A 26,234-nucleotide genomic window follows, 5' to 3' on the forward strand; every position below is an offset into this window, starting at 1 on the left:
TTATATTATACAAAAGAAGACTATAGGACTAAACTAAAAGATTGTGCAACCATACAAAATGACATTACAAGTAAGAAACTACAAAACACAAAAAAACCATTCCGATAACTCAGAATGGTTTTTCATTTTTTTCAGAGCCTGTTTAAAATTGTATCAGAATTTATTTTAGAACTTATTAAATTGCTATTTTGAAGGCTTTTTTAGAGTGCATAGCATCGCTATGGACGAGAAAAAAGACAAAAAAGAGCTTTTAAGAAGCATCTGAAATTTTTTGATATAAATTTAAACAGGCTCTTATATAGATAAATTAAATTATTCTAGAATAATTCAGGATATTCAGTTGGGTTAGCTTCATTCATGATTGCATAAACAGCTTCAAAAATATCCTCGTGAGATGGCTTACAGAAATAATCTCCATCACTACCATAAGCAGGTCTGTTTGCTTTCGCTGCTAAAGTAGTTGGCTTACTATCTAAGAATCTATAAGCATTTTGGTTCTCTAAAATTTCTTGTAATAAGTATGCTGAAGCTCCTCCAGGAACATCCTCATCAATTACCATTAATCTATTTGTTTTCGCAATACTCTTCACAGTATCGTGATTGATATCAAATGGTAATAAAGATTGTGCATCAATAATTTCAGCCTCAATTCCATATTGCGCTAATTCTTGTGCAGCTTCTTGAACGATTTTTAAAGTAGATCCGTAAGAAACTAAAGTAATATCAGAACCTTCTCTTACAGTTTCTACAACTCCGATTGGTGTTCTTAATTCTCCTAAGTTTGTTGGTAAATCTTCTTTTAAACGGTAACCGTTTAAGTTCTCCACAATTAAAGCTGGCTCATCAGTTTCTAATAAAGTATTATAGAATCCAGCAGCTTTTGTCATGTTTCTTGGAGTTAAAACATACATTCCTCTCAATGATCCTAAGATTGTTGCCATTGGAGAACCTGAATGCCAAATTCCTTCTAAACGGTGTCCACGAGTTCTTACGATAAGTGGTGCTTTTTGCTTTCCAGCCGTTCTATAACGAACTGTAGCTAAATCATCACTCATAATTTGTAAACCATATAATAAATAATCTAAGTATTGAATCTCAGCAATTGGTCTTAAACCTCTCATTGCCATTCCAATTCCTTGACCAATAATTGTAGCCTCACGAATTCCTGCATCTGCCACACGGAACTCTCCATATTTTTCTTGCATTCCTTCTAAACCTTGGTTTACATCTCCAATTTTTCCAGAATCCTCTCCGAAGATTACTACTTCAGGGTGTTTTTCAAAAATTGCATCGAAGTTATCACGCATTACAACACGAGCATCAACAGACTCTCTAGTTTCTCCGTAAGTTGGTAATACCTCCTCTACGTTTAAAACTCCTGTTTCAGTTTCGTTGTATAATTCGCTACTATATTTTGCTTGATTTACAGCTTTATAATTTGCAATCCAGTTGATTAAATTAGTTCTTTCCGCAGTATTTTCAGAACGAACATAACGTAAAGCTTTTCTTGCAGTAGAAAGAATATCTTTTCTTGATGGCTCTACAATTGCATTTAAATCATTTGCTAATTTAGCGATGAAGTTTTTACTTTCACTGCTATCTGCTAAAGCATTAATCACAGCAACTGCTTCTGCTCTTTCTTCTTTTTGAGGATTAGAAAACGCAGCCCAAGCATCTCTTTTTGCTTTAGAAACGATTTTCTTCGCTTCTTTTTCCATCGCAATTAACTCTTCTTCTGATTCTACTAACTTAAGAACATCTTTCTTTCCGTTAGCTTTCTCAAACTCAAGAATCCATTTACGCATTTGTGCAATACAATCGTACTCAGCTTCCCAAGCTAATCTTTCTGTAGATTTATATCTTTCGTGTGATCCTGATGTAGAGTGTCCTTGTGGTTGTGTTAACTCACGAACGTGAATCATTGCAGGAATGTGATTCTCACGTACAAAAGCTGAAGCTTTTTGGTAAGTTTCAACTAAAGTAGCATAATCCCATCCTTTTACAACAAAGATTTCATATCCTTCACCTTTCTCATCTCTTTGGAAACCTTTTAAAATTTCCGAAATATTTTCTTTTGTAGTTTGGTGTTTTGCGTGTACAGAAATTCCATACTCATCATCCCAAACATTGATAATCATAGGTACTTGTAAAACACCAGCAGCATTGATTGTTTCAAAGAATAATCCTTCACTTGTACTAGCATTCCCGATCGTTCCCCATGCAATTTCATCACCATTTTTAGAGAATTTAGTGAATCCTTCTTTTAATCCATCAATATTACGATACATTTTAGAAGCTTGCGCCAATCCTAATAAACGTGGCATTTGTCCTGCTGTAGGAGAAATATCTGAACTAGAATTTTTTTGGCTAGTAAGCTCTTTCCAAGAACCGTCTTCATTTAAACTATGAGTAGCAAAGTGACCTCCCATTTGTCTTCCTGCTGACATTGGATCTGCTTTGATATCTACGTGAGCATATAATCCAGCGAAGAATTGTTGTGGAGTTAATTGTCCGATTGCCATCATAAAAGTTTGATCTCTATAATAACCAGAACGGAAGTCTCCATTTTGGAAAGCTTTCGCCATTGCTAGCTGTGGTACTTCTTTTCCGTCTCCGAAAATTCCGAACTTTGCTTTTCCAGTTAAAACTTCACGACGCCCTAAAAGACTACATTCTCTTGAGATAAGAGCTGTTTTATAGTCGCTTAAAACTTCGGCTTTGAAATCGTTAAATGAAATTTGTTCTTTCTTTATAGTTGAAGATTTTGATGACATAATTTTAATTGCATTAGTGAATAGGGCAAATGTACTATTTTTGAGTCGGAATTAAAAATTGTTTAAAAATTCGAACTATTTTCAGGTTTTTATGAATTATGTTCAACTAAAACTCAATTTTAATAAATTAAATTTAACAAAAACCAAATATCATTAATTATTAATAAAAGCCTCTTCGGAAAAAATTGATAATTTTATTTGGTCGAATTGTTAAAACATAGCGAATTCTTGAAGCATAGCCATGTTGTGCTACTTCCCATCCATTATTTGAATAAAGTGGAAAATAAATCTCTAAGATATTGTGTATGAAATTCAAACGAATTCCATTATCATGTGCAAAAAACACTTTTTCATTTTTATTTTTCAAAAATCCAACATCCTGATAAAACTCTACCCAACGCCATATACCAAGGCTTCCATTCATCGTAGCCATCCACTGATTGGCAAAATTCTGTTCTAGTTTTGATTTAAATCCTCCTTCCGCAGGAATGTATTGTTGACTAAAGAAACCTGTAGATTCAGAACGTCCGAAATAATTGTACTGAAATAAATAATCTGTTGGCCTATCCAAAGCAAAGCTAAAATAATCCGTATGTGTATTATTTTTCAAAAAAGCTCCTGCATATAATCTAAAATCAAAATAATGATTGGTTTCTGACAAAAAACGATAACGAAGATCTAAAGATGTTTTTGCAAAATTATCCGCCAATTGAAAATTGATATTATAACGTAAATCTTCGATAAGTTCCGGTTTAGAAAAAGAATATCCTGCACTAAAAACATTGTATTTATAAGACTCCGGATCATCTTCTAAAACTGGTCCTCGTTCTTTGTCTACAATCACATAGCTTGCATAGAAATTTCTACTCCCAACATCTCTTAAACTTTTTCGTTTTAATTCTATATTTACAAAAGGTGTCAATTTTTTATAAGACAATTCGGGCGCATAATTAAAAGACGAACCTCCTACTCCAAACGAATAACGATAAATATTAGTTTCTTCTGGATAGTATTGATAAATAGCCGATGCAGAACCAACTAATGTATTACTTTTAGTAGCATATAGTGGTGAAAATTTGTACAAGAAATTCTTTTTCAAAATGGCTCCATTACTAAAAGAAGCCCCAAGAGAAATTCCGTCATAATAGTTATATTTAATATTCGGTCTATAGAAAATTTCATTATAATATGGATCTTCCACATCTTTAAAAAGTCTGAATTTAATAGGTCTATTGAATAATTTTGGTTTAATATTTTTCCAATTATCTCTAGAATTCAACTCAGGATATAAAAATTCATAATTCAAGGCAATTTTATCAAAATCTCCCTTTGGAATTCGTACCGTTTTGATAGAATCAACTCCAGTTACCCAAGTTTTATATTTTACTTCTTTATTTTTCACACCATATAAAGCAAGTGGTGCAGTAAATTTTCGTTTATTTTTAATTGTTACTTCAAGAGAATCTCCTACAACTTTTACTTTTTTAATGGTAAAATCTATCTTTTCTTTTGTTTCCAAATAAGTTTTAAAAAACCAATCTAATTTTTTATCCGTTCTATTTAAAACCAATTTTTTAAAATCAGAAGTCTTAGATTTTTTTAAATAATTTTCTTCAAAATATTCTTGAATGCTATTTTTCACAATATCTTTTTCGATATAATTATCCAAATATCTTAAACCTAAACCTGCTTTGTATTTATTAACAATTTTTCGATTAAAATTTGACAAAGAATCTGCTCGCATTTCCAAAGGCTGATCTAGGTTTTTTCGAATTGTGAACTGATATACAAAAGAATATTTATCATTAAAAGAAAGCTTTGAAATATTAAAAGTTCGAACTCCCCAAATTTTAGAAATATTACCAATTGCTTTAATTTCTGGATAAAATTTATTTATATATTCCATCATCAAATAAATCTGAATTCCATCGGCAAGCCAATAATCTTCACGTTTATTAACCAAAACAGTATTCTGAATATATGTTTTACTCAAAATTTTAAAAGACTCAATATCCCATTCAAACGTATTGGAAAATGGTGTCAGAAAAGATGGTAATTGATTAAATCCATACACAGGATTTTTCTGATAAGAAATCTTATTCAACAACATTCGATCATTCGGATATTTTCCTAAATATTCTTCCAAAAAAGAAATAGAACGATTTAGAACAGATGTTTTCAATTGCATGTCTTTCAACTTTGAAGGAAGATTTGTAACCACTGTCACCGAATCCGTATGATATTCTTGATAATCTTGGTTTAAATTAATATTTAATTGAATATCAATTCTATTCTCGCCACTCAAATGATAGGTAGTATGTTCTGGTTTAATCTCTACGGTTCCATTTAAATCTGTATTTAAATTATAAGCATTTGGCACCGTAAAATTGACAATATAATCAGCATAATCCATATACAAATCATCCATATTCAAATTATTCATCAAAATCCAATCATGATTTTCATAGATAGCCGGAACTAAATACCAATAACGAAGATTGAATTTATTTCTTCCCCAACCATAATCTGTAAACTTATCATCTGGTAGTTTTACCTTATAAGTAAAGAAAATAGAAATCTCCTCGTTTGGAAGTAACGGTTTAGGCAATGAAACTTCCAAAATATCTTCATTATCTTTCACTTCTTTCCAATGTAAATCCATAAAATCAGAAGAAATATTATTGATTTTTGTATATCCTAATTCCGACTTTGTAGCAAAATAAAATTTACGTTCATAATCTTCTAAAAGACGATCCGAAAGAGGTGTTTTTTTACTACTAAAACTATTTGGCCAATTGTGAAAAAATATTGTTTGAAGTGTATCTGAAGAATTGTTTTTGTATAAAACTTTTTGCTGAATATTGATTTCTTTCTCTTCTACATCTAACAAAGCATTTATTTCTATTTGATTCTTTTGTGCAAAAGTTCCCGAACAAACTATAAGGAAACAGCTCAAAAGGAATAAAAATCTAATCTTAAAGTACTTCATTAGTTGTATTTTTTTGTAGGTCTTTTCTAAAACTATTAAAGTTTTAATTTATTATCTAAATTTTAATTTTCTATCGTTTTAATTTACAAAAAATATTCCAAAAGCTATTTTACAATTCAATACCTTAAGTTTTTTTTAAGGTTATTTTTTCTATTCGTTTTTCCACAACAAATTAATGATTACTCAAATATCTTCATTTTTGATAGATATTTTTTATTTTAGTCAATATTTTAAATTACTTAAAAATATGATAGAAGAATCTTTGTTGGAGAAATATGGAGCAGAAAAAATTTTAATTGAAAAAGGTGATTTTTTGTTTAAAAAAGATGGTCATGCAAATTTCTTTTATCAAGTTGCTAGCGGAGAAATTAAAATGAATAATTTCAATGATGATGGAAAAGAATTTATTCAAGGAATTTTCAAAAAAGGAAGAAGCTTTGGAGAACCACCACTTTTTAGTGATCGAATTTACCCAGCAAATGCCGAAGCTCTTGTAGATAGTTATGTTTGGAAATTGAGTAAAGATGCTTTTTTTGATTTATTATTTTCCAACCCAAAAGTACATATGGAAGTTACAAGTACTTTAGCAAAAAGGCTTCATTATAAATCAATGGTCCTTTCTGAAATTGCTTCACAAGACCCGGAACATCGTATTCTAAAAGTGATTGATTATTTCAAAATTCACATTGATAAAACACCAAAAGACGAACTTTATAAAGTAAAAATGTCTCGACAACAAATTGCAGATTTAACGGGGCTTCGTGTAGAGACGGTAATTCGAGCAATTAAAACTTTAGAAAAAAAAGGCTTAGTAACTATTGAAAATAGAAAAGTATTTCGATAATTTAAAATCTTCATAAATTCGTATCTTGCACAAAATTTAAAACAAATGACGAAAATACATAAGCTTAGACATTTTTTTGAACAACATGGTTTCGATGTTTCTTCAAGATTTGCAGACAGACTAGGATTAAAGGTTACAAATGTTCGTTTGTTTTTTATTTATATTTCTTTCGTTACACTAGGAGCATCTTTTGCTATTTATATGACATTAGCTTTTCTTTTAAAACTGAAAGATTTGATTTATACCAAAAGAAAATCCGTTTTCGATTTATAATTCACTCCAATTCTTCTTATCTTTAGTAAGATAATACAAATATTAGCCATTAATTCTTTAAAAAAATAACCATTGTTGCTATGCATGCTGTATTTAAAACCAAATTACAGAAAGCAATTTTTTTACTATTCTTAGTAATAATTATAGGTGTTTTAGGTTTCATCTATTGGGCTAATTATTCATTTATCGACGCTTTTTATATGACCATTATTACAGTTTCTACTGTAGGTTTTGGAGAAGTTCACCCGATGGATGCCGATGATAAATTATTTACAGCTTTTCTGATTCTTATTAGTTTAACTGTTTTTGGATATATTATTTCTGTATTGACGGAATACATTGCTAACGGAAAATTTTTAGAAGACATCAAAACAAAAAAAGTGGAAAACCAAATTAAACAACTTGAAAATCATACAATAGTTTGCGGATATGGAAGAAATGGTAGGCAAGCTGTGGAAAAATTAAATCGATTTAAGGAACCTGTTTTAGTAATAGAGAAAGATCCGGAATTGATAAAAAAATTGGAAGAACAAAAAGTTTTACACTTAATTGGTGATGCTACAGAAGATGATATTTTAGAAAAAGCGAAAGTTCAAAATGCTAAAAACCTTATTGCTTCGCTTCCTACAGATGCTTCAAATTTGTATATCGTTCTTTCTGCAAAACAAATAAATCAAAAATTAAATATTGTCAGTAGAGCAAGTTGTGATTCGGCATCGAAAAAAATTAAAATTGCAGGTGCAAATAATGTTATTATGCCAGATCGCTTGGGTGGAGATCACATGGCTTCCCTGATTGTTACTCCAAATGTGGTTCATTTTATTGATAATTTGGCAATTGAAGAAGAATCGCATTCTAATGTAGTTGAAATTCCTGTAAAAAAATTACCTTCTGAATTTATTGGAAAACAATTAAGAATCATTAATGAAAAAACAAAATGTACAGTTATTGGTTATAAAGTAAATGGAAATGATTTTATTGTAAATCCAAATTCTGAAATGCTAATGAAAGAATCAGATTTATTAATTGTTCTTGGACAACATGATCAATTAGAAAATTTATATAATTTGATAAAATAAAAAGCCACTATTTCTAGCGGCTTCTTAAACTATTTAATAATGTTTTTTTCTTAGTTATTTCCAAAAAGTTTCTGTGTCTTTAAACTGATCTAAACCTTTATCTTCTGTTTGATACATATAGCTTTCAGGAAGTAAATCTTTTAAATTTACTGGAGATTCTAAATATTCTTTGTAAACATTCTCTTTAACTTTTAAAGATGCTATTCTTTCCTTTACAAATTGTTTTTGTAGATCGGAATTCAATCCATTTAAAGTTAAATAATAAGTAGCTTCTCCTTCTTTTCCTAAAATCACTCTATAGACTTCATTAATATCTACTGAATTTTTGTTTTCAAAATCTTCAATGAATTTATAAAGATTATAATCGTGGTTTAAGTCTTTTGGACAACATACAGAACCATAGGTTTCTTGATATCGAATAAGTTCAGCATTATTAGCTACTGATTTAGATGATTTACAAGAAACCATAAGTCCTAAAAATAATATTATTGAAAATATTTTGTTCATTTAAAAATTATTTTGAAATCATTACTTTGTCTGCGTAATATTTATCACCAGCAAATACTTTTACAAAATACATTCCATTTTTCAATGAAGAAGTATTTACGATTTCTTCAACTTTTCCGTTCACTCCTAATTCAAATACCATTTTTCCAGTTATGTCAAACATTTGAACTGTGATATTCTCAGAAATGATTTCATTATTCATTTTAATATATAAATGATCTGCTGCTGGATTTGGATATAAATCAAATGCTAACTCAGAAGAAAATTCATTTACAGATACATTATTTTCATTTTTAATGTCTTCAATAACTTGAGGATCAATTTTATCTTCTTCATAGTAAGATAAAACAGTTTCAATATAAGATCTCATTACATCTGTTTGACCTTCAGAGAACATATACATACAAGCGTCATTAGAATAATCCATGAAGTTCATCGTCATATTGATACTACCACATTGATTTACCACTGATGGACATCCATAAGTAGCTGAAGACGCCGATGGTGTATCAGAAATTCCATCATCATTAGAACATCCTCCTTGGTTACCCCAAATGTGTGCTAAATTAAAATGATGCCCTAACTCATGAGTTACTGTACGACCTAAATTAAAAGGAGCTGAAGAAGTAAATTGTCCACAACCTACTGTATTATCTCCAAATGCAAAAGTATTCATTACAATTGCATCTCCTTGTAATGGATTTCCTCCAAGAGGAGAGTAACCTAATAAACCTGCATTAATTGGTTTTACTAAGAAATTTAAATATCCTGCCCAGTTTGTATCACTATCTCCACCATTTCCGAAGTTATAACCAATAGTAACTGCTGGATCTCCTTCTTCTAAATCTGGATCTAAATTTGGATGATTTTCAGTTGCAAGTACAAATCTTACATTAGCTGAACCTGTAGATGAATTTGGATAGTTATCTTCTACATTATCCCAGTTTGAAATGTCAGCATTTGTCCCATTGAAATCGTTATTTAAGATTTCCATTTGTTTTTCTGCTAATTCAACCAAACAATCCCTATTAGATTCTGAACCTGTTGGAAAATGAACAGCAACTGGAATAATTAAAGTTTCTTCATTTCTTCTAGAAGATTTTTGTAAATCTAAGTTTTCAATAAATCTTGCTTGAATTTCATTATGTTGTCTTGCGTACTCCTCATTCTGCATTCTTTCTTCCATATATACATTCGTACCACAACGATCAACTTCTTGTGCAATTGAATTGAAACCTAAAAGAGCTATTAGCCCTGTAAAAAGTAATTTTGTTTTTTTCATGGAGTTTATCTTATAAAAATTGAGAGCACCAATATAGTAATAATAATACATTATTAACATATATATAATGTTTATTATACGAAAAACTAAAATATACTATCATAAGTTTATATTTTTAATCTTAAAACAACTTTTTAATAGTATTTTATTCATAATTAAAACTACAAATTATTAAATAAAATGAAATTTGAAAGTAGAAATATGATTATATATTATACATTTTAAAAACTAATGTATATTATATCACAAATATTAACAAATAGAATAAAATGAGTATTTTTTAAGAATTAATTTTCTCAATATACTCTTTTATCTCAGCATTTTCATAAACTGTTGGGAAGACTATTTCTAAAATTTTGGATTCTTCAGAGTTTAGCTCCAAAGCTTCTTTAAGATAACTTTTAGCAACAATTTTATTTCCTGCTAAAAAATAAACACCACACAAACGAATAGATACTCCTGAATTATCTTTCAGATACTTTTGAGATTTTAATAAAATTTCTAAAGCTTGGTCATACTCTCCAATAAATAAAAGTACATCTGCATAACCTAGCCAGATTTCTTCAGTGTTATCTCTTAAATCAATACATTTTTGAAAAGCAGTAATTGACTCTTCATAGAAGTTTAATCTTAAATTAATCTCCGCATATTTTCTCCAATACTGGGTAGAAACTTCATCTAATTGTAAGACTTTATTTATATAAAAAAGTGCCGTTTGAAAATCTTCTTTATGCGAAGCTAGTAAAGCCAATTTAAACCAACCTTTATCAGAAAGTGGATCTTGTTTTACTGACTTTTTAAAATATTGATACGCTTCTTCTAATTTATCAATCTGAATATAACACTCTCCTATTCTGTAGAAAGTAAATGCATTTGGTTGATCTAATTCAACAGCAATTAAATAATTATTAATTGCTACATCATATTGTTCTAATTTTTCAAGAGTTTTCGCTTTCTCGATATAACCTCCAACGAAAAATTCGTCAATAATCACAGCGTAATCAAATGCTCGTAACGCTTGCTTATATTCTTTTAAAGTAAAATATTGCCTACCTAATTGATGCCAAGCAATCTCAGAATAAGGTTCTTTCTCGATAAAATCTTTCAAAAACTCTACTGCTTCTTTATGCTTTCCTTGCATATCAAAACAATAAATTACATTGTATAAAGAAGGGTAATCTTCTAAGTCTTCATCCAAACATTTGATAAAAAACTCTCTTGCTTGGTCAAATTTATCCAGGTGTAAATATTCGATTCCTAATAAAGAAAAAATATCTGCTGGATCATTAGAATATTCCAATCCAATATGAAGATATTCTATAGCTCTTTCGTGCTTAAATTGGTTAGATAATAAGTTTGCTTTTAAAATGTAGATTTCTTCATTCTTTGGCTCAATAGCATAAATCTCTTTTAAAATAGCATTTGCTTTATCAAATTGCTCTTCAAAAATCAACGTTTCTGCCCAAAGTAAACGTAAAGGAATAGAAGCTGGATGTTGCTCTAAAGCCATCTGAATTGCTTTTTTTGCTAACATCTTTTTACCTGCGTCAAGATAATAGTGAACTATCTCTTCAAACTCTTGAGAGTCGAAAAAATAAATTTCATTAGTCTTTAACATGGATTCAAATTTACTTAAGGCCATGTTATTATTTTCATTAGGCATTTGCTTCATAAAGCTTCACTTATCTTCTTGTAAAGGTAATTTATCTATTTTAGTGTTTTACGCAAATTAAGATTTCTTTTTAACAAAGTAATTAACAAAAATCTTATATTTGCTTTCCAAACAATGTTTGGAACAATTATGAGTCAAAAATTATTACTAAACTCAAAAGAAATACATCTAACTCTTCATCGATTAGCTTGTCAATTAATCGAAAATCACGGTGATTTTTCTAACACTGTTCTTATCGGAATCCAACCTAGAGGGATTTTCCTAGCAGAACGAATTGCAAAAATACTAAAAGAATCTTACCAAATCAAAAATATTCAACTGGGTCAGTTGGATATCACTTTCTACAGAGATGATTTTAGAAGAAGAGACGAACCTTTAAAAGCAAATCAAACCAATATCGACTTTGTAGTAGAAGATAAAAACGTTGTATTTATTGACGATGTTTTATTTTCTGGAAGAAGTATCAATGCTTCTCTTTCTGCGATCCAATCTTTTGGAAGACCGAAAGATGTCGAGTTAATGGTATTAATTGATAGACGTTTTAGTCGTCACTTGCCTATTCAACCTACTTACAGAGGACGTCAAGTAGATGTAATTAATGAAGAAACTGTTGTAGTAAACTGGAACGAAAACAACGAAGAAGACGCAGTTTATATTACCCATAAAAAATAAAAAATGAGCCAACTAAGCACACAACACTTACTAGGAATAAAACATTTAAAAGAAGAGGATATTAATTTGATCTTTGAAACTGCTGATCATTTTAAAGAAGTTATCAACAGGCCAATCAAAAAGGTTCCTTCTCTAAGAGATATTACTATTGCGAATTTATTTTTTGAAAATAGTACGAGAACGAAACTTTCTTTCGAATTGGCTGAAAAACGTCTTTCGGCAGATGTAATCAATTTTTCTGCTTCGCAATCTTCAGTAAAAAAAGGAGAGACACTTATTGACACGGTTAATAATATTCTTTCGATGAAGGTAGATATCGTTGTTATGCGTCATCCAAATGTTGGAGCAGCAGACTTTTTATCAAAACATGTAGATTCAAGAATTGTTAATGCTGGAGACGGTACACATGAACATCCTACACAAGCTTTACTAGATTCTTATTCTATTCGAGAAAAACTAGGAACTGTAAAAGGAAAAAAAGTTGTTATTGTCGGAGATATTCTTCATTCTCGTGTAGCACTTTCTAATATTTATGCCTTAAAACTACAAGGTGCAGAAGTAAAAGTTTGTGGTCCTACTTCTCTAATTCCAAAATACATTAAAGAACTTGGAGTTGGTGTAGAAACAAACTTAAGAAAAGCCTTAGAATGGTGTGATGTTGCAAACATGCTTCGTGTACAAAACGAAAGAATGGATGTAAAATATTTCCCAACAACAAGAGAATATTCACAACTTTTCGGAATTAATAAAGAATTATTAGATTCGTTAAACAAAGATATCGTAATTATGCACCCAGGCCCTATCAATCGTGGTGTTGAAATCACTTCTGATGTTGCCGATTCTAAACAATCAATTATTCTTAATCAGGTAGAAAATGGTGTTGCAGTTCGTATGGCTGTTATCTATCTTTTAGCTGAACAAATCAAAAGAAACTAGTCATGAAGTTAAATAAAACAGAAAAATACACAGAAATAACGTCTGAAACTACTGCTTTTTCAGATTTTTATGCTAATTTTACAAAAGAGTGCCCCAAAACCGAAAATGAAAATACAATTATTAACCTTCTTGCTATTGAAAATATAGAAATCAAGGATATTAATTTATTTTTAGAAATTGCGGAAAAACACCACGAAAATGGCACATCTTTTGTGGTTATTTCCAAAGATTTAAACATTGATGATTTACCGGATGAAATCAACGTTGTTCCAACATTAATCGAAGCTATTGACGTGATTGATATGGAGGAAATGCAAAGAGATTTGTTGAACATGTGATTTTCATCTTAATTTTTTTATAAAAATAGAGATATGAAAAAAACATTACTTTTACTTATATTTTTACTAACGACAGTAACTTTTACTTTCGCACAAAGCGGGCGAAATGAAGTTGCACAAAATATGTCGGTAAACCCACCTGCTTTTTCGAAAGTTGTTGCGTCGCCAAATCCATTGGTTGACAAAACTACGATTACGTTTACAGCTACTAAACGAGAAAAAATGGAGTTTATTGTAAAAAATCTTCTTGGAAGAACTGTTTACAAAGAAGTTCTTTACACAGAAGTAGGAACAAATCGAATCCCTTTTTCAAAAGATGATTTGAAATCAGGAGTTTACCTTTACACTCTTAAAACTTCAGATCAGTCTGTTTCAAAAAGAATTATTATAAAATAATGAGTTTAAAACTTACGATTTTAGGATGCCATTCTGCAACACCAAAAGTAGAATCGCATCCTACTTCTCAAATACTTGAAATAAAAAACCACCTATTTCTTATTGACTGCGGAGAAGGAACACAAGTCCAACTTAGAAAATACGGAGTCAAATTCTCAAAAATCAATCATATTTTCATATCACATCTTCACGGTGATCATTTCTATGGTTTGGTTGGTCTTATCTCTACTTTTAGTCTTTTAAATAGAAGAACGGAACTTCATGTTTATGGTCCGAAAGGAATCAAAGAGCTTATCACCATGCAATTGAAAATGTCTGATTCTTGGACAAATTATCTTTTGATTTTTCACGAATTAGATTCTAAAGAAAGTGTTTTGCTTTTTGAAGATAAAAAAGTGGAAGTTTACACCATTCCTCTAAAACATAGAATTTATGCAAATGGTTTTTTGTTTAAAGAAAAAACAAATGAAGAACGTAAGTTAAACATGACAGAAATCAAGAAGCATAGAGAGATTGAAATCTGTGATTATCACAATTTAAAACGTGGTAGAGATTTCAAAATGGAAAATGGAGATATTATTCCAAATTCAGAACTTACTTTAGATCCTCCAAAAAATCTAAGTTATGCTTTTTGTAGTGATACAATGTATTTTCCACCTGTTATTCCAATCATCGAAAATGTAGATTTATTATATCACGAATCTACTTTCTTGAAGAAAGACGAGGAAGTTGCAGAAAAAACAAAACATTCTACTGCCGAACAAGCTTCTCTTATAGCAAAAGAAGCAAATGTTGGTCAACTTATTCTGGGGCATTATTCTGGTCGTTATAAAAACCTAGAACTTTTTAAAGAAGAGGCACAAGATAATTTCGAAAATGTAATTTTGGCAGAAACAGGAAAAGTTATTGAGTTAAAATAATGCTTCCAAAGCTTTTTCTGTTGTCGGATACTCAAACTCGAATCCTGCATCCATAATTTTTTCGCAAGAAATTCGACTTCCCTTTAAAACCAAATCACTCATTTCGCCCAAAGCTAATTTCAACACAAAACTTGGAACATTTGGAAAGAAATATGGTTTATGAAGTTTCTTTGCTGCTTTTTTATTAAATTCATCTGAAGTGATAAATTCTGGAACAACCGCATTGAAGCTACTATGCAAATTTTGATTGTCTAACAAGAAAAGATACATCTTACATAAATCTTCAATGTGAATCCAAGGAAAATACTGTTTTCCATTTCCTAAAGCAGAACCAACCCCCATTTTAATTGGTTTAATTATTTTTTCTAAAGCTCCTCCTTTTTCACTTAAAACTACACCTGTTCTCACACAAACTATGCGAATTCCAAGTTTTTCAAAAGGATGAATAGCTTTTTCCCAAAGCGTACAACAAGTTCCTAGAAAATCTTTTGATGGCAGATCATTTTCTTTAAAAATATGCTCAGAAGTAATAGAGCCATAATAACCAATTCCAGAAGCAGAAATCATAGTTTTCACTTTATTTGGAAATTTCTTAAACGTATCATACAAAAAATTTGCAGTCTGCACTCTACTATCTATAATTTCCGCTTTTCGTTTTGGTGTCCATTTTTTATCAGCAATTCCACAACCAGCTAAATGAATAATTACAGTAATTTCTTTCAGAATCTCGACATTTTCGATTTCTTGTTTTTCAACATTCCAATAAATCGTTTGATAATCTGATTTAGCATTCTTATTTCTTGTCAAAATATAGATTTCATGTCCATTTTCACTCAAAAGTTTTGCTAATCGATTTCCAATAAGTCCCGTTCCTCCAGTAATTACAATTTTTTCCATTAATTTTTCCAACTATTTTATTGCTTTGATTAAAATATCATAAGGATATGCAATATACTCCGCCCAATATTTCTCTCCAAATTTTTCTTTTCCTTCTTTAGAAATTGTCAATGGAATCCACTTGAAAGACTTAAATCCAACTTCTTTAAAAACCTTCTCATAAATCCTTGGATTCATAAAATAATCTGTAATAAAAATTCTTCCATGATGATCTGGAATAATCTCAATATTCACAGGACTACCATTTATATAATCGTCTTCATCCATTATTATTTCTAATTTGTAGTTTTTATAACGGTTTCGGATATATCCTCTATGGTGAAAATTAAAAGTACAACTCAAGAAAATTCCATCTTCCTTTAAGTTTTCATAAATAACCTCAGCAATTTTTCTTACCTCATCTTCCGTTCTAGCATGATTTAAAAGAAATATAGAAGTAACCATATCAAATTCTTCCAATTTCCCTAAACTTTTCACATTCTTTTCTATAAATGTAACGTTTTCTACTTCTAACATCCTTTTTTTTCGGTTTGCTAGATTAATCATTCTTGGAGACACATCTACACCAATTACTTTTTCAGCTTCGTGTTTTTGAAACAAAAATGCATAATGTCCAGTTCTACAAGCTAAGTCTAATATTTTTTTTCCTTGTATATTTCCCAAATGCATTAAAATAGAAGGTTCTTCAACGTATTTTCTTGTAGGTATTTCGAGCGAAAAATCATACATAATTTCTAACTCTCGTTCCATGGTAGTGTTTTTCATTAGTTAAGATTTAAATTTATTTTAATTTACTGATTTTAAATCTCTTAACCTAAATAATAAAAACAAAAAAACCTACTAAAAATAGTAGGTTTTTCATATACAAAACTTAAACTTCGATTAGAACTATCAAAATCTATTTTTTAAAAACAATATTTATTTTCTTTAATTATTTTTTCTGCAACTTGTCTTTGTAATGCAAAAATATTTGGTTCGTTTACATATTTTGTAAATCGTTTTAAACCTAGAAGTAATAATCTTAAATCATCTCCTTCTGCAAAAGAAATAATCGCTTCTCTTCCACTTCTTTTTGTAGTTTCTACTGTGTGGAATAAATTGATTTTTGCCATTGCAATTTCAGCATCAAAATTCTTATCTGGATTTTGTTTTATCGCTTTTTCTGTTCTTAAAATGGTTGATTCAGCCATATAAATCGTCATCATAATATCCGCAGCTGCCATCAGAACTTGTTGCTGTTCTTCCAATTCCATTCCAAAAGTTTCTACAGCTTTTCCAGCAACCATCAAATAAGCTTTTTTCAATTTTTCTAAAATCTCTTTTTCTTCAGAGAAAAGTTCCGAATAATCTGGAGTATCAAAAGATGGAATCTCTAAAAGTTCATTCGCAACATTCATCGCAGGTCCCATTAAATCAACTTCTCCTTTCATTGCTTTTTTCAACAACATTCCAACTGTCAACATTCTGTTGATTTCATTCGTTCCTTCGTAAATTCTAGAAATTCTAGCATCACGCCAAGCAGATTCCATCGGAGTATCTTCTGAGAATCCCATTCCTCCAAGAATTTGAATTCCTTCATCCGTTATAAATTGAATCGCTTCTGAAGCATATACTTTTAACATCGCACATTCAATTGCATATTCCTCCGCTCCTTTCAATTCTGCTTCTTGATGTGATTTACCTTCAGCAACTAAACTATCAATCTTATCTTGAATATATTTTCCTGTTCTATAAACTCCAGATTCACTAGCATAACATTGTGTTGCCATCTCTGCTAGCTTCTGTTGAATTGCTCCAAAATTTGCAATTGCAGTTTTAAACTGTTTTCTTTCATTTGCATAATTTACAGCATTCGTAATAGTTCTTCTTCCAGCTTCTAAAGTAGCAACTGCTAGTTTAATTCTTCCAATATTTAAAGAATTCAAAGCTATTTTAAACCCTTTATTTCTTTCTGAAAGCATATTTTCTACAGGAACTTTTGTTTCACTAAAGAAAACTTGTCTTGTAGATGATGCTTTAATTCCTAGTTTATGTTCTTCTTCTCCTAAAGTGATTCCATTCGGATTTTCTGAATCATAATCAATAATAAATGCAGAAAGATTTTTATCATCTTCTATTCTTGCAAAAACAATCATCACATGACAAAATCCTGCATTTGAAATCCACATTTTTTGTCCTGTAATAGAATAATACGTTCCATCTTCAGACAAAACAGCTTTTGTTTTTCCTGAATTTGCATCACTTCCTGAGTCAGGTTCTGTCAGACAATAAGAACCAAACCACTCCCCTGTTGCTAATTTTGGAACGTATTTTTGTTTTTGTTCTTCCGTACCATATAAAATGATTGGCATTGTTCCAATTCCTGTGTGAGCTCCAAAAGCCGTACTAAACGAACCTGTTGCTCCAGAAATGAAATCACAAACCAAAAGTGTAGAAATAAAATTCATTCCCAATCCTCCATATTCTTCAGGAACAGAAACTCCTAAAAAACCAAGTTCTCCAGCTTTTTGCATACATTCTTTTGTGAATGTATAATCTTTGTTTTCAAAACGATCTTTATTCGGCCAAAGTTCTCTGTCTACAAACTCAGTTACCGCTTCTTTCATCATTCTTTGTTCTTCAGTAAACTCATTTACTGTAAATATGTCGTCTATTTGAGATTCTTTGATAAGATATTCTCCACCTTTGATAATGCCACTCATGATTCTATATTTTTTAGGTTTTGAAAAGTTTTAGTCTAATAATTCATAAATTCCTGCGGCTCCTTGCCCAGTTCCTACACACATTGTCACCATTCCATACTTATTTTTTCTACGTTTCATTTCGTTGAAAAGTTGTATCGAAAGTTTAGCTCCCGTACATCCAAGTGGATGTCCTAATGCAATTGCTCCTCCGTTTACATTTACAATATCTGGATTCACTCCTAATTCTCTAATAACAGCCAAAGATTGTGAAGCAAAAGCTTCGTTTAACTCAATCAAATCAATATCATTTAGAGACATATTTGCAATTTTCAATGCTTTCGGAATTGCTTTCAATGGTCCAATTCCCATAATACTTGGCGGAACACCAGCAGCAGCATAAGAGACCATTCTTGCAATTGGTTTTAATCCCAATTCATTTACCATTTCTTCACTCATCACTAAAGCGAAAGCAGCACCATCACTCATCTGTGAAGAATTTCCAGCAGTTACACTTCCTCCTTGTGCAAAAACAGGGCGAAGTTTATGTAAAGCTTCTACAGAAGTATCTTTTCTCGGACCTTCATCCACTTCCATAGTATAAGTTCTGGTTTGTCTTTTATCCGAGCTATCCACAAAAATTTGTTCGATAGTAATTGGTGCAATATCATCAACAAATTTTCCTTCTTTCAAAGCATTTAAAGCTTTTTGATGTGAATTGAAAGCAAATAAATCTTGATCTTCACGAGAAACATTGTATTTTTTTGCAACAGCTTCTGCTGTTAATCCCATTCCCCAATAATAATCTTCATGTCCTTCTTTTGCAGCTTTATAATCTGGAACAGGTTTATAACCTCCCATTGGAATATAACTCATACTTTCAGCTCCTCCAGCAATAATACAATCTGCAAATCCTGATTGAATCTTAGAAACAGCCAGACTGATTGTTTCCAAACCTGAAGCACAATATCTATTTACAGTCATTCCTGGAACATCGTCGATATCTAATCCCATCAAAGAAACCAATCTTCCCATGTTTAGACCTTGCTCTGCTTCTGGCATTGCATTTCCAACAATTACATCATCGATTCTTGTTTTATCTAATTCAGGAACTTTACTCAATAAATATTGAATCGTTTCCGCAGCCAATTCGTCAGGTCGTTTGAATCGAAACAAACCTCTAGGAGCTTTTCCAACGGCTGTTCTATATGCTTTTACTATATATGCAGTTTTCATTTTCAGCTTAAATTTTAGTTACGTAATGGCTTTCCTGTTTTCAATGTATGTTGAATTCGCTCTAATGTTTTTCTTTCTGTAAGAAGTGAAAGGAAAGCTTCTCTTTCTAGATTTAATAAGTATTGCTCTGAAACTTTTGATTTTTCAGATAAATCTCCTCCAGACATTACATAAGCAAGTTTATTTGCAATCAATTTATCATGTTCAGATGCAAAATTTCCTTTTTGTAAACTATCTGTTCCAACCAAGAACATTCCTAAAGCTTGTTGTCCAAGAACCTCCACTTTTTCTGGTACTGGTTGTGTATATCCATCTTCTAACATCTGTAAAGCATAACGTTTTGCAGTTGCTAGCTGTCGATCTTTATTTACAACAATAATGTCTTTATTTTTTTGGATATAATTAAAATCTTGTGCTTCATAAGCAGAAGTTGCAACTTTTGCCATCGCTATATTGATAAAACTTTCTCTTAAACGATTTAGTTGCACATCATCTTTTTGGAACAATTCTGAAGTTCTTCGAACCATTTCTTTTGTTCCTCCTCCAGCTGGAATTAATCCAACTCCAAATTCAACTAAACCAATATAAGTTTCTGCAGCTGCAACAACTTTGTCAGCATGTAAAGTCAACTCACATCCTCCTCCAAGTGTCATTCCATGTGGAGCTACAATTGTTGGTATAGAAGAATAACGAAGACGCATCACCGTATTTTGGAAGAAACGAATGCTATAATCCAATTCGTCATATTCTTGCTCAATTGCCATCATAAAAGCCATTGCTAAATTTGCTCCTACAGAAAAATGCTGCGCTTGATTTCCTAAAATCACAGCTTCATATTCTGTTTCTGCTAAATCAATCGCTTTATTAATTCCTTGTAAAACTCCAGCTCCAAGTGTATTCATTTTTGAACGGAATTCTAAGTTTAAAACTCCATCTCCTAAATGTTGGATTTGTGCTTCTTTGTTTTCCCAAATCGTTTTGGTTTCTCTTATATTATTTAAGATTAAGAAACCTTCTTGATTGGCAATTTTCTGGTAAGATTTTGATTTAATATCATAGTATTTCTTTTCTCCATTTTCTACAGAATAAAAAGAAGAAACACCAGAAGCTAACATATCGTTTACCCAATTATTTGGTGTAAATCCTTCTTCTTTCATCCAAGCTAAAGATTTTTCTACACCAACTGCATCCCAAAGTTCAAATGGTCCATTTTCCCAACCAAATCCAGCTTTTACAGCATCATCAATTCGATAAAGTTCATCTGAAATTTCTGGAATTCTATTGGAAACATAAGCAAATAACATCGCTAGAGTTTTTCTAAAAAACTCTCCTGCTTTGTCTTTTCCTTTCACTAAAATTGGAAATCTTTCTAAAACATCATCAATATTTTTCGTAAGCTCTAGGGTAGCAAATTTTGCAGATTTCTTTGGACGATATTCTAAAGTATTTAAGTCTAAAGAAAGAATCTCTTTTTTCCCAGCTTCATTCGTTACTTTCTTATAAAATCCTTGTTTTGTTTTTGAACCTAAAAGATTTTTCTCTACCATTTTATGGATGAATTCTGGCACTTCAAATAAATCTGCCATCTCATCTTCTTTCACATTGTCAGCAATTCCTTTAATTGTATGCACTAAAGTATCTAAACCAACAACATCAACTGTTCGGAAAGTTGCCGATTTCGGACGACCAATTAATGGCCCAGTCAACTTATCAACTTCCTCGATTGTCATATCCAAATCTTTTACAGTTTTCAGAATACTCATGATTCCAAAAACTCCGATTCGGTTTCCAATAAATGCTGGTGTATCTTTTGCTAAAACAGAAGTTTTTCCTAAAAATTTATCTCCATAATGCATCAAGAAATCTACAATTTCTGGTTTACACTTTGGACTTGGAACAACTTCAAATAATCGTAAATATCTTGGGGGATTGAAGAAATGTGTTACTGCAAAATGTTCTTGAAAATCTTCACTTCTTCCTTGACTCATCAAATGAATTGGAATTCCTGAAGTATTTGAAGTAACAATCGTTCCTTTCTTTCTATATTTTTCAATTTGTTCAAAAACAATATTTTTGATTTTCAATTGCTCTGTTACCACCTCAATAATCCAATCTACTTCAGCAATTTTGTGCATATCATCTTCCGTATTTCCAGTTTCGATACGCTCTGCAAAAGATTTATGATAAATTGGAGATGGGTTTGATTTTAAAGCATTTTTTAAGTGCTCGTTTACAATTCTGTCTCGAACAACTTTATCCTCCAAAGACTGACCTTTTTTCTTTTCAATCTCGGTAAGCTCTCTCGGAACTATATCTAACAACAACACTTGTACACCAATATTGGCAAAGTGACAAGCAATTCCTGATCCCATTATTCCTGATCCTATAATTGCAACTTTCTTTATAGATCTTTTTTTCATAAAATGGTTATTATATGGTGATAAGTTTTTTTATAATTATTCATCGAAAATTAATTTATCTACAATCAATCGATTTATTTCTTCGGAAACTTCAAAAAAATGTTTCAGCTTTTCATCTGAAATATGTTCTTTGATTGTATCATTAAATTTTAAAACATACGTTTTGGAAAGCTCTCTTTTCTCAACTCCCAAATCTGTTAACTTGATTAAAACACTTCTTTTGTCTTTCGGATTTTTTTCTCGAAAAATCAATTCTCTTCCTTCCATATCTTTTAATGTTCGAGAAAGACTTGTTGGTTCCATTCCTAATTTTGGTCCCAAATCCGTAGATCGTGTTCCGTTATTTCTATCGATACTTAACAACACAAAAGCAGTTGTCATGGTCGTATCATACTTCGAAGCTTGCTCATTATACATCTTACAAAGCGACTGCCATGTAGTTCTGAGACAATAATCAATAGTTTCTTCTTTTCGCATAGTTCCAAATATAATAAAAAATTACTATGCAAGCATAATAATTTTTACACGTTATTTTAATAGACTGTTAAACCCTATCCTAAAATTTTGTTAATAACTTAAAAATACTAAAATCATTTTTCATATCATATTAATTTTCTATTTTTAGAAAAATACAAAAACCGACGCCTATGTACAATTCGAAAATTACAGGATTAGGATATTATGTTCCTGACAACATAGTAACAAATGACGACTTATCCAAAATGATGGATACAAATGATGAATGGATTCAAGAAAGAACTGGAATAAAAGAAAGAAGATGGATCAAAGAAGGAAGTGAAGATACTACTGCAACAATGGGAGCAAAAGCTGCCAAAATTGCGATTGAAAGAGCAGGATTAACAAAAGACGATATTGATTTTATTGTTTTTGCTACTTTAAGCCCGGATTATTATTTTCCAGGTGGTGGAGTACAAATTCAAGATATGTTAGAGATGCCAACTGTTGGTGCTTTAGATATCCGTAATCAATGTTCTGGTTTTGTTTATGGAATTTCTGTTGCAGATCAATTTATCAAAACTGGAATGTATAAAAATGTTTTAGTTATTGGTTCAGAATTTCATTCGGGAGGATTAGATAAAACTACAAGAGGAAGAAATGTAGCTGTAATTTTTGGTGACGGAGCAGGAGCAGCAGTTTTATCTAGAACAGAAGATAATAATAAAGGTGTACTTTCTACACATTTACATTCGGAAGGAAAATATGCTGAAAAATTAATGGTAAAAGGTCCAAGTATCAGACATTGGGTACCAAAAATTTTAGAAGAAAATAATCCTGAAGATATTTCTTATTATCCATATATGGATGGACAATTTGTTTTCAAACATGCAGTTGTTCGTTTTTCTGAAGTAATTATGGAAGGATTAATGACCAATAATCTGAAACCTACGGATATTGATATGTTGATTCCACATCAAGCTAACTTGAGAATTGCACAATTTATCCAGAAGAAATTCGGATTAGGAAATGATCAAGTTTTCAACAACATTATGAAATATGGAAATACTACTGCAGCATCCGTTGTAATTGCATTAACAGAAGCTTGGGAAACTGGAAAAATTAAAGAAAATGATTTAGTAGTTCTTGCTGCTTTCGGAAGTGGATTCACTTGGGCAAGTGCTGTGATTCGTTGGTAATTTTTACTAGAAAATAATATTAAATAGAAAAGAGGTTGTGTTTTAAAAACGCAACCTCTTTTTCGATTAACCAAAATGCTTATTTAGCATAAAAAAACAAATAATTCAAATAAGTTATAATCTTTATCTATATGTCCATATAATTTCTGTTTAATGTTACTTTTTCTTTTTTTAAAATTTTTTCGGTGTTAAATTATATAGGATAACTTACATTTAATTCTTTTAGTATACTCTTTAGCAAAACTTTAACAAATTTTAGAACATTCCTCCACTACCTCTAGTTTCGTTGTTATCTCTATATTTTCTTTGTCTTGCTTTATTCTTTCCTCCTCCAAATCTGTAAGAGAATCCGATATATGCTGTGTGACTTGGCCATCTGAACTCTCCAGTTTGTGGATATGGACTTAATTTTCCTGGTTCAAAAGCAAATCGCATTGTGTTGAAAATATCATTAAAGTTTGCACTAATAGTACCTTTTCCGTCTAATACTGTATATCTAGCTCCTGTATTTACTCCATACATTGGCTTTGTATTAAATTGTAAACTCTTGTTTGCTCCTCTGTAGAATCCTGTTAATTGGAATCTTAATCTTTTTGAAGCTTTGAATGAGTTACTAAGTCTTGATTCGAAAGCTAAGTTGTCTACCTCAGCATTTTGTAATGCTACAACACCTTTTTCTGTGTTTTGGTATAAGTTAACACTTCCGTTTAATGTCCACCATTTTGCTAATCTATAATATCCTGAAAACTCAAAACCGTAAGCATTATTATCTCCAATATTATTATAAGATAAAATCAATTTCGTTGGATCAACAGCATCTTTTACTACAGTTCTAGAAATATTATCTGTAATTAATCTATAGAAAACTCCAGCAGTAATCGATCCTTTCTTTAATCTTCTTGTATAATTTAATTCTACAGAATTTGTAAACTGAGGATCTAACTCAGGGTTACCAACTGAAATGATAATTGGTGTAGAAAATTCTCTAATAGGATTTACTTGTCCTAAAGATGGTCTGTCAACTCTATAGCTATAGCTTAATTGGAATTGATTTTTATCTGATTGATTAAACGTAAAGAAAGCTGATGGATATACTGTAAAATAATCATCTTCATAAATTTTCTCATTATTTAATTCAGCTTCTACATCATATTTCTCAAAACGAGCTCCAACTTGTGCCATTAATTTTTCAGAAAATGCAACATTATAGTTGAAATACGCAGAGTTGATATATCTGTTATATTTAAAGAATTTATCATCTAAAGGCTCTCCTGATTCGCTTAACTGCGTTGTGATGTTATTATCATCCGACTTTTGTGTTCTTGACTCTACTCCTAATTCTAATTTTGAACTCTCAGAAAGTGGTAACGTATAATCTAAGTTTACAATTAAATTTTCTCCTTTTTTATCAATATCATTAATGAAGTTTAAAGTTCCGTTTGTTGGAAAATTTAACTCATCATAAACAGCATATTCCGTATTATCTGATCTACTATAGTTAGCTTCAAAATCTAAATTGTGTCCTTTTTCATTAAAATCAACTGTATAGTTTAAATTATAAATCTGAGAATAATTATCCGAGTTAATATCATTTAACTGGAAAGTATTAAATTCTGGAGCATTTAAATAACGTAATGCAGTATGTCCATCTGTAGTTCCGTCAATAAAATTTTGTGTTGTATAAAAAGATAAAGTGTTTTTCTCATTGATGTAATAATCTAAACCAGCTTTAATCAAATGTGAAGCATTGTCTGAGTTAAAAGTAAAATCTTGATCAATTGGATCTTCTCCTGCTCTGTTCACATATCCTCCGTTCTTAGAAAGTCCTTTGTTCGCTCCATAGTTTAAGAAGAAGTTTACTTTGTTTACTTTATAGTTTAAATCTAATGAACCATTAAAACGATTTCCTTTACCATAAGTATATCCTGCATTCACATTTCCATTGAATCCCATCATTGAGTTTTTATGTAAAACAATGTTGATAATTCCACTCATACCTTCTGGATTGTATTTCGCAGATGGATTTGTAATTAACTCCACACTTTTAATAGAAGTTGAAGGAATTTGTTGTAATAACTGCTCTACACTTAAAGTTGTTGGTTTTCCGTCTAATAATACACGAACATTATCATTTCCTCTCAAGCTCAAAGATCCAGTTTGCTGATCTACAGCTACCGAAGGAATATTATTTAATACATCCGAAGCAGTTGCTCCTACAGAAGTTAAATCTTTCCCTACATTAATAACCTTTCTATCTACTTTCTGAATAGTTTCCGAAGTTTCTGCTACAATCTCTACTTCTTCCAATTGTGCCGTATCTTCTTCTAAACGAATCGTTCCAAAATCGTGTTTATTTTTATTTAAAGAAATATTGTGTGTACTCGTTCTATATCCTATAAATTGAAACTCTACAATAAGATCTCCATAAACAATATTTTTTACTGTAAACTGCCCATTATCATCTGTAATATCTCCTGTCAAGATTTTACCATCTTTTCCTTTCACAATAATATTTACATACGGAAGTGCTTCTGACGTTACTTTATCAATAATTTTCCCTGTAATTGTTCCTTTCTTGGGTGGTTCTCCGTTTGCAAATGTTGCAACGCTTATAAATAAGCAGCTAAAAAATAATATTAAGTTTTTCATTTCTGGTGTTGGTT

At 30.8% G+C, this 26,234-nt stretch carries 21 protein-coding genes; 9 read left to right on the forward strand and 12 right to left on the reverse strand.

Annotated features, from left to right (window positions below; genetic code table 11):
• Positions 1 to 317 precede the first annotated feature (317 nt).
• Both I0K12_RS01510 and I0K12_RS01515 read right to left on the reverse strand, forming a co-directional pair.
• Positions 318 to 2,774, reverse strand: coding sequence for a thiamine pyrophosphate-dependent enzyme (locus I0K12_RS01510; RefSeq protein WP_196885134.1), 2,457 nt, complete (start codon positions 2,772 to 2,774; stop codon positions 318 to 320).
• A gap of 160 nt (positions 2,775 to 2,934) precedes the next feature.
• Entirely contained in the window at positions 2,935 to 5,763 is a 2,829-nt protein-coding gene (locus tag I0K12_RS01515; protein WP_196885135.1) for an aminopeptidase, read from the reverse strand.
• Between the two features lie 247 nt (positions 5,764 to 6,010).
• Here I0K12_RS01515 and I0K12_RS01520 point away from each other — a divergent pair, with 247 nt between their 5' ends.
• The 3 genes from I0K12_RS01520 to I0K12_RS01530 all read left to right on the forward strand — a co-directional run bounded on the left by I0K12_RS01520 (position 6,011) and on the right by I0K12_RS01530 (position 7,959).
• The gene (locus tag I0K12_RS01520) at positions 6,011 to 6,607 is read left to right on the forward strand and encodes a Crp/Fnr family transcriptional regulator (protein WP_196885136.1); all 597 of its coding nucleotides are present in this window, start codon (positions 6,011 to 6,013) and stop codon (positions 6,605 to 6,607) included.
• 45 nt (positions 6,608 to 6,652) lie between these two features.
• Positions 6,653 to 6,880 carry a PspC domain-containing protein gene (locus I0K12_RS01525; RefSeq protein ID WP_196885137.1) on the forward strand — a complete coding sequence of 76 codons (228 nt, stop codon included), beginning with the start codon at positions 6,653 to 6,655 and terminating at the stop codon, positions 6,878 to 6,880.
• Positions 6,881 to 6,960: 80 nt separating this feature from the next.
• Entirely contained in the window at positions 6,961 to 7,959 is a 999-nt protein-coding gene (locus I0K12_RS01530; RefSeq protein WP_196885138.1) for a potassium channel family protein, read from the forward strand.
• Between the two features lie 54 nt (positions 7,960 to 8,013).
• Here the strand turns inward: I0K12_RS01530 and I0K12_RS01535 are convergent, their stop codons facing one another.
• The 3 genes from I0K12_RS01535 to I0K12_RS01545 form a co-directional block, all read right to left on the reverse strand.
• The gene (locus I0K12_RS01535; RefSeq protein ID WP_196885139.1) at positions 8,014 to 8,466 is read right to left on the reverse strand and encodes a hypothetical protein; all 453 of its coding nucleotides are present in this window, start codon (positions 8,464 to 8,466) and stop codon (positions 8,014 to 8,016) included.
• A 7-nt stretch (positions 8,467 to 8,473) separates the two neighbouring features.
• A complete protein-coding gene (locus tag I0K12_RS01540; RefSeq protein ID WP_231372679.1) occupies positions 8,474 to 9,748 on the reverse strand; it encodes a zinc-dependent metalloprotease in 1,275 nt (424 codons plus the stop codon).
• Between the two features lie 280 nt (positions 9,749 to 10,028).
• Complete coding sequence (locus I0K12_RS01545; RefSeq protein ID WP_231372680.1) at positions 10,029 to 11,366, reverse strand: tetratricopeptide repeat protein; 1,338 nt, start codon at positions 11,364 to 11,366, stop codon at positions 10,029 to 10,031.
• Positions 11,367 to 11,549: 183 nt separating this feature from the next.
• Between I0K12_RS01545 and pyrR the strand changes: the two genes are divergently transcribed.
• The 5 genes from pyrR to I0K12_RS01570 are packed head-to-tail and all read left to right on the forward strand — an operon-like array spanning position 11,550 to position 14,682.
• Entirely contained in the window at positions 11,550 to 12,092 is a 543-nt protein-coding gene (gene pyrR, locus I0K12_RS01550; protein ID WP_196885587.1) for a bifunctional pyr operon transcriptional regulator/uracil phosphoribosyltransferase PyrR, read from the forward strand.
• Positions 12,093 to 12,095: 3 nt separating this feature from the next.
• Complete coding sequence (locus tag I0K12_RS01555; protein WP_196885142.1) at positions 12,096 to 13,028, forward strand: aspartate carbamoyltransferase catalytic subunit; 933 nt, start codon at positions 12,096 to 12,098, stop codon at positions 13,026 to 13,028.
• A gap of 2 nt (positions 13,029 to 13,030) precedes the next feature.
• On the forward strand, positions 13,031 to 13,366 hold the full coding sequence (locus I0K12_RS01560) for a ribonuclease Z (protein WP_196885143.1): 336 nt from the start codon (positions 13,031 to 13,033) through the stop codon (positions 13,364 to 13,366).
• A gap of 33 nt (positions 13,367 to 13,399) precedes the next feature.
• Positions 13,400 to 13,762: a T9SS type A sorting domain-containing protein gene (locus I0K12_RS01565; protein ID WP_196885144.1), complete on the forward strand. Its 363-nt coding sequence runs from the start codon at positions 13,400 to 13,402 to the stop codon at positions 13,760 to 13,762.
• Positions 13,762 to 14,682 carry a ribonuclease Z gene (locus I0K12_RS01570; protein WP_196885145.1) on the forward strand — a complete coding sequence of 307 codons (921 nt, stop codon included), beginning with the start codon at positions 13,762 to 13,764 and terminating at the stop codon, positions 14,680 to 14,682. Before I0K12_RS01565 ends, I0K12_RS01570 begins: the two co-directional genes overlap by 1 nt.
• Here I0K12_RS01570 and I0K12_RS01575 read toward each other — a convergent pair.
• The 6 genes from I0K12_RS01575 to I0K12_RS01600 all read right to left on the reverse strand — a co-directional run bounded on the left by I0K12_RS01575 (position 14,674) and on the right by I0K12_RS01600 (position 22,393).
• The gene (locus I0K12_RS01575; RefSeq protein WP_196885146.1) at positions 14,674 to 15,579 is read right to left on the reverse strand and encodes a TIGR01777 family oxidoreductase; all 906 of its coding nucleotides are present in this window, start codon (positions 15,577 to 15,579) and stop codon (positions 14,674 to 14,676) included. The genes I0K12_RS01570 and I0K12_RS01575 overlap by 9 nt on opposite strands.
• 12 nt (positions 15,580 to 15,591) lie before the next feature.
• Positions 15,592 to 16,344, reverse strand: coding sequence for a class I SAM-dependent methyltransferase (locus I0K12_RS01580; protein ID WP_196885147.1), 753 nt, complete (start codon positions 16,342 to 16,344; stop codon positions 15,592 to 15,594).
• Between the two features lie 140 nt (positions 16,345 to 16,484).
• Positions 16,485 to 18,281 (reverse strand): acyl-CoA dehydrogenase family protein, encoded by a 1,797-nt coding sequence (locus I0K12_RS01585; protein WP_196885148.1) that lies wholly within the window; start codon positions 18,279 to 18,281, stop codon positions 16,485 to 16,487.
• A 30-nt stretch (positions 18,282 to 18,311) separates the two neighbouring features.
• Positions 18,312 to 19,496, reverse strand: coding sequence for an acetyl-CoA C-acyltransferase (locus I0K12_RS01590; protein ID WP_196885149.1), 1,185 nt, complete (start codon positions 19,494 to 19,496; stop codon positions 18,312 to 18,314).
• 14 nt (positions 19,497 to 19,510) lie between these two features.
• Positions 19,511 to 21,916, reverse strand: a complete 2,406-nt coding sequence (locus tag I0K12_RS01595) for a 3-hydroxyacyl-CoA dehydrogenase/enoyl-CoA hydratase family protein (RefSeq protein WP_196885150.1) — start codon at positions 21,914 to 21,916, stop codon at positions 19,511 to 19,513.
• Positions 21,917 to 21,952: 36 nt separating this feature from the next.
• Positions 21,953 to 22,393, reverse strand: coding sequence for a MarR family winged helix-turn-helix transcriptional regulator (locus tag I0K12_RS01600; protein WP_196885151.1), 441 nt, complete (start codon positions 22,391 to 22,393; stop codon positions 21,953 to 21,955).
• Positions 22,394 to 22,563: 170 nt separating this feature from the next.
• Between I0K12_RS01600 and I0K12_RS01605 the strand changes: the two genes are divergently transcribed.
• Complete coding sequence (locus tag I0K12_RS01605; protein ID WP_196885152.1) at positions 22,564 to 23,571, forward strand: 3-oxoacyl-ACP synthase III family protein; 1,008 nt, start codon at positions 22,564 to 22,566, stop codon at positions 23,569 to 23,571.
• Positions 23,572 to 23,826: 255 nt separating this feature from the next.
• Here the strand turns inward: I0K12_RS01605 and I0K12_RS01610 are convergent, their stop codons facing one another.
• Positions 23,827 to 26,220: an outer membrane beta-barrel family protein gene (locus I0K12_RS01610; protein WP_196885153.1), complete on the reverse strand. Its 2,394-nt coding sequence runs from the start codon at positions 26,218 to 26,220 to the stop codon at positions 23,827 to 23,829.
• Between the last annotated feature and the right edge of the window lie 14 nt (positions 26,221 to 26,234).

Origin of the sequence: Aureivirga sp. CE67, from assembly GCF_015767245.1 — a bacterium.
GTDB lineage: Bacteria > Bacteroidota > Bacteroidia > Flavobacteriales > Flavobacteriaceae > Aureivirga.

What these genes read in the sequence shown, in the direction of transcription:
- I0K12_RS01510 (WP_196885134.1), bottom strand. Translation starts at nt 2,774, where the DNA reads ATGTCATCAAAATCTTCAACTATAAAGAAAGAACAAATTTCATTTAAC.
- I0K12_RS01515 (WP_196885135.1), bottom strand. Translation starts at nt 5,763, where the DNA reads ATGAAGTACTTTAAGATTAGATTTTTATTCCTTTTGAGCTGTTTCCTT.
- I0K12_RS01520 (WP_196885136.1), top strand. Translation starts at nt 6,011, where the DNA reads ATGATAGAAGAATCTTTGTTGGAGAAATATGGAGCAGAAAAAATTTTA.
- I0K12_RS01525 (WP_196885137.1), top strand. Translation starts at nt 6,653, where the DNA reads ATGACGAAAATACATAAGCTTAGACATTTTTTTGAACAACATGGTTTC.
- I0K12_RS01530 (WP_196885138.1), top strand. Translation starts at nt 6,961, where the DNA reads ATGCATGCTGTATTTAAAACCAAATTACAGAAAGCAATTTTTTTACTA.
- I0K12_RS01535 (WP_196885139.1), bottom strand. Translation starts at nt 8,466, where the DNA reads ATGAACAAAATATTTTCAATAATATTATTTTTAGGACTTATGGTTTCT.
- I0K12_RS01540 (WP_231372679.1), bottom strand. Translation starts at nt 9,748, where the DNA reads ATGAAAAAAACAAAATTACTTTTTACAGGGCTAATAGCTCTTTTAGGT.
- I0K12_RS01545 (WP_231372680.1), bottom strand. Translation starts at nt 11,366, where the DNA reads ATGTTAAAGACTAATGAAATTTATTTTTTCGACTCTCAAGAGTTTGAA.
- pyrR (WP_196885587.1), top strand. Translation starts at nt 11,550, where the DNA reads ATGAGTCAAAAATTATTACTAAACTCAAAAGAAATACATCTAACTCTT.
- I0K12_RS01555 (WP_196885142.1), top strand. Translation starts at nt 12,096, where the DNA reads ATGAGCCAACTAAGCACACAACACTTACTAGGAATAAAACATTTAAAA.
- I0K12_RS01560 (WP_196885143.1), top strand. Translation starts at nt 13,031, where the DNA reads ATGAAGTTAAATAAAACAGAAAAATACACAGAAATAACGTCTGAAACT.
- I0K12_RS01565 (WP_196885144.1), top strand. Translation starts at nt 13,400, where the DNA reads ATGAAAAAAACATTACTTTTACTTATATTTTTACTAACGACAGTAACT.
- I0K12_RS01570 (WP_196885145.1), top strand. Translation starts at nt 13,762, where the DNA reads ATGAGTTTAAAACTTACGATTTTAGGATGCCATTCTGCAACACCAAAA.
- I0K12_RS01575 (WP_196885146.1), bottom strand. Translation starts at nt 15,579, where the DNA reads ATGGAAAAAATTGTAATTACTGGAGGAACGGGACTTATTGGAAATCGA.
- I0K12_RS01580 (WP_196885147.1), bottom strand. Translation starts at nt 16,344, where the DNA reads ATGAAAAACACTACCATGGAACGAGAGTTAGAAATTATGTATGATTTT.
- I0K12_RS01585 (WP_196885148.1), bottom strand. Translation starts at nt 18,281, where the DNA reads ATGAGTGGCATTATCAAAGGTGGAGAATATCTTATCAAAGAATCTCAA.
- I0K12_RS01590 (WP_196885149.1), bottom strand. Translation starts at nt 19,496, where the DNA reads ATGAAAACTGCATATATAGTAAAAGCATATAGAACAGCCGTTGGAAAA.
- I0K12_RS01595 (WP_196885150.1), bottom strand. Translation starts at nt 21,916, where the DNA reads ATGAAAAAAAGATCTATAAAGAAAGTTGCAATTATAGGATCAGGAATA.
- I0K12_RS01600 (WP_196885151.1), bottom strand. Translation starts at nt 22,393, where the DNA reads ATGCGAAAAGAAGAAACTATTGATTATTGTCTCAGAACTACATGGCAG.
- I0K12_RS01605 (WP_196885152.1), top strand. Translation starts at nt 22,564, where the DNA reads ATGTACAATTCGAAAATTACAGGATTAGGATATTATGTTCCTGACAAC.
- I0K12_RS01610 (WP_196885153.1), bottom strand. Translation starts at nt 26,220, where the DNA reads ATGAAAAACTTAATATTATTTTTTAGCTGCTTATTTATAAGCGTTGCA.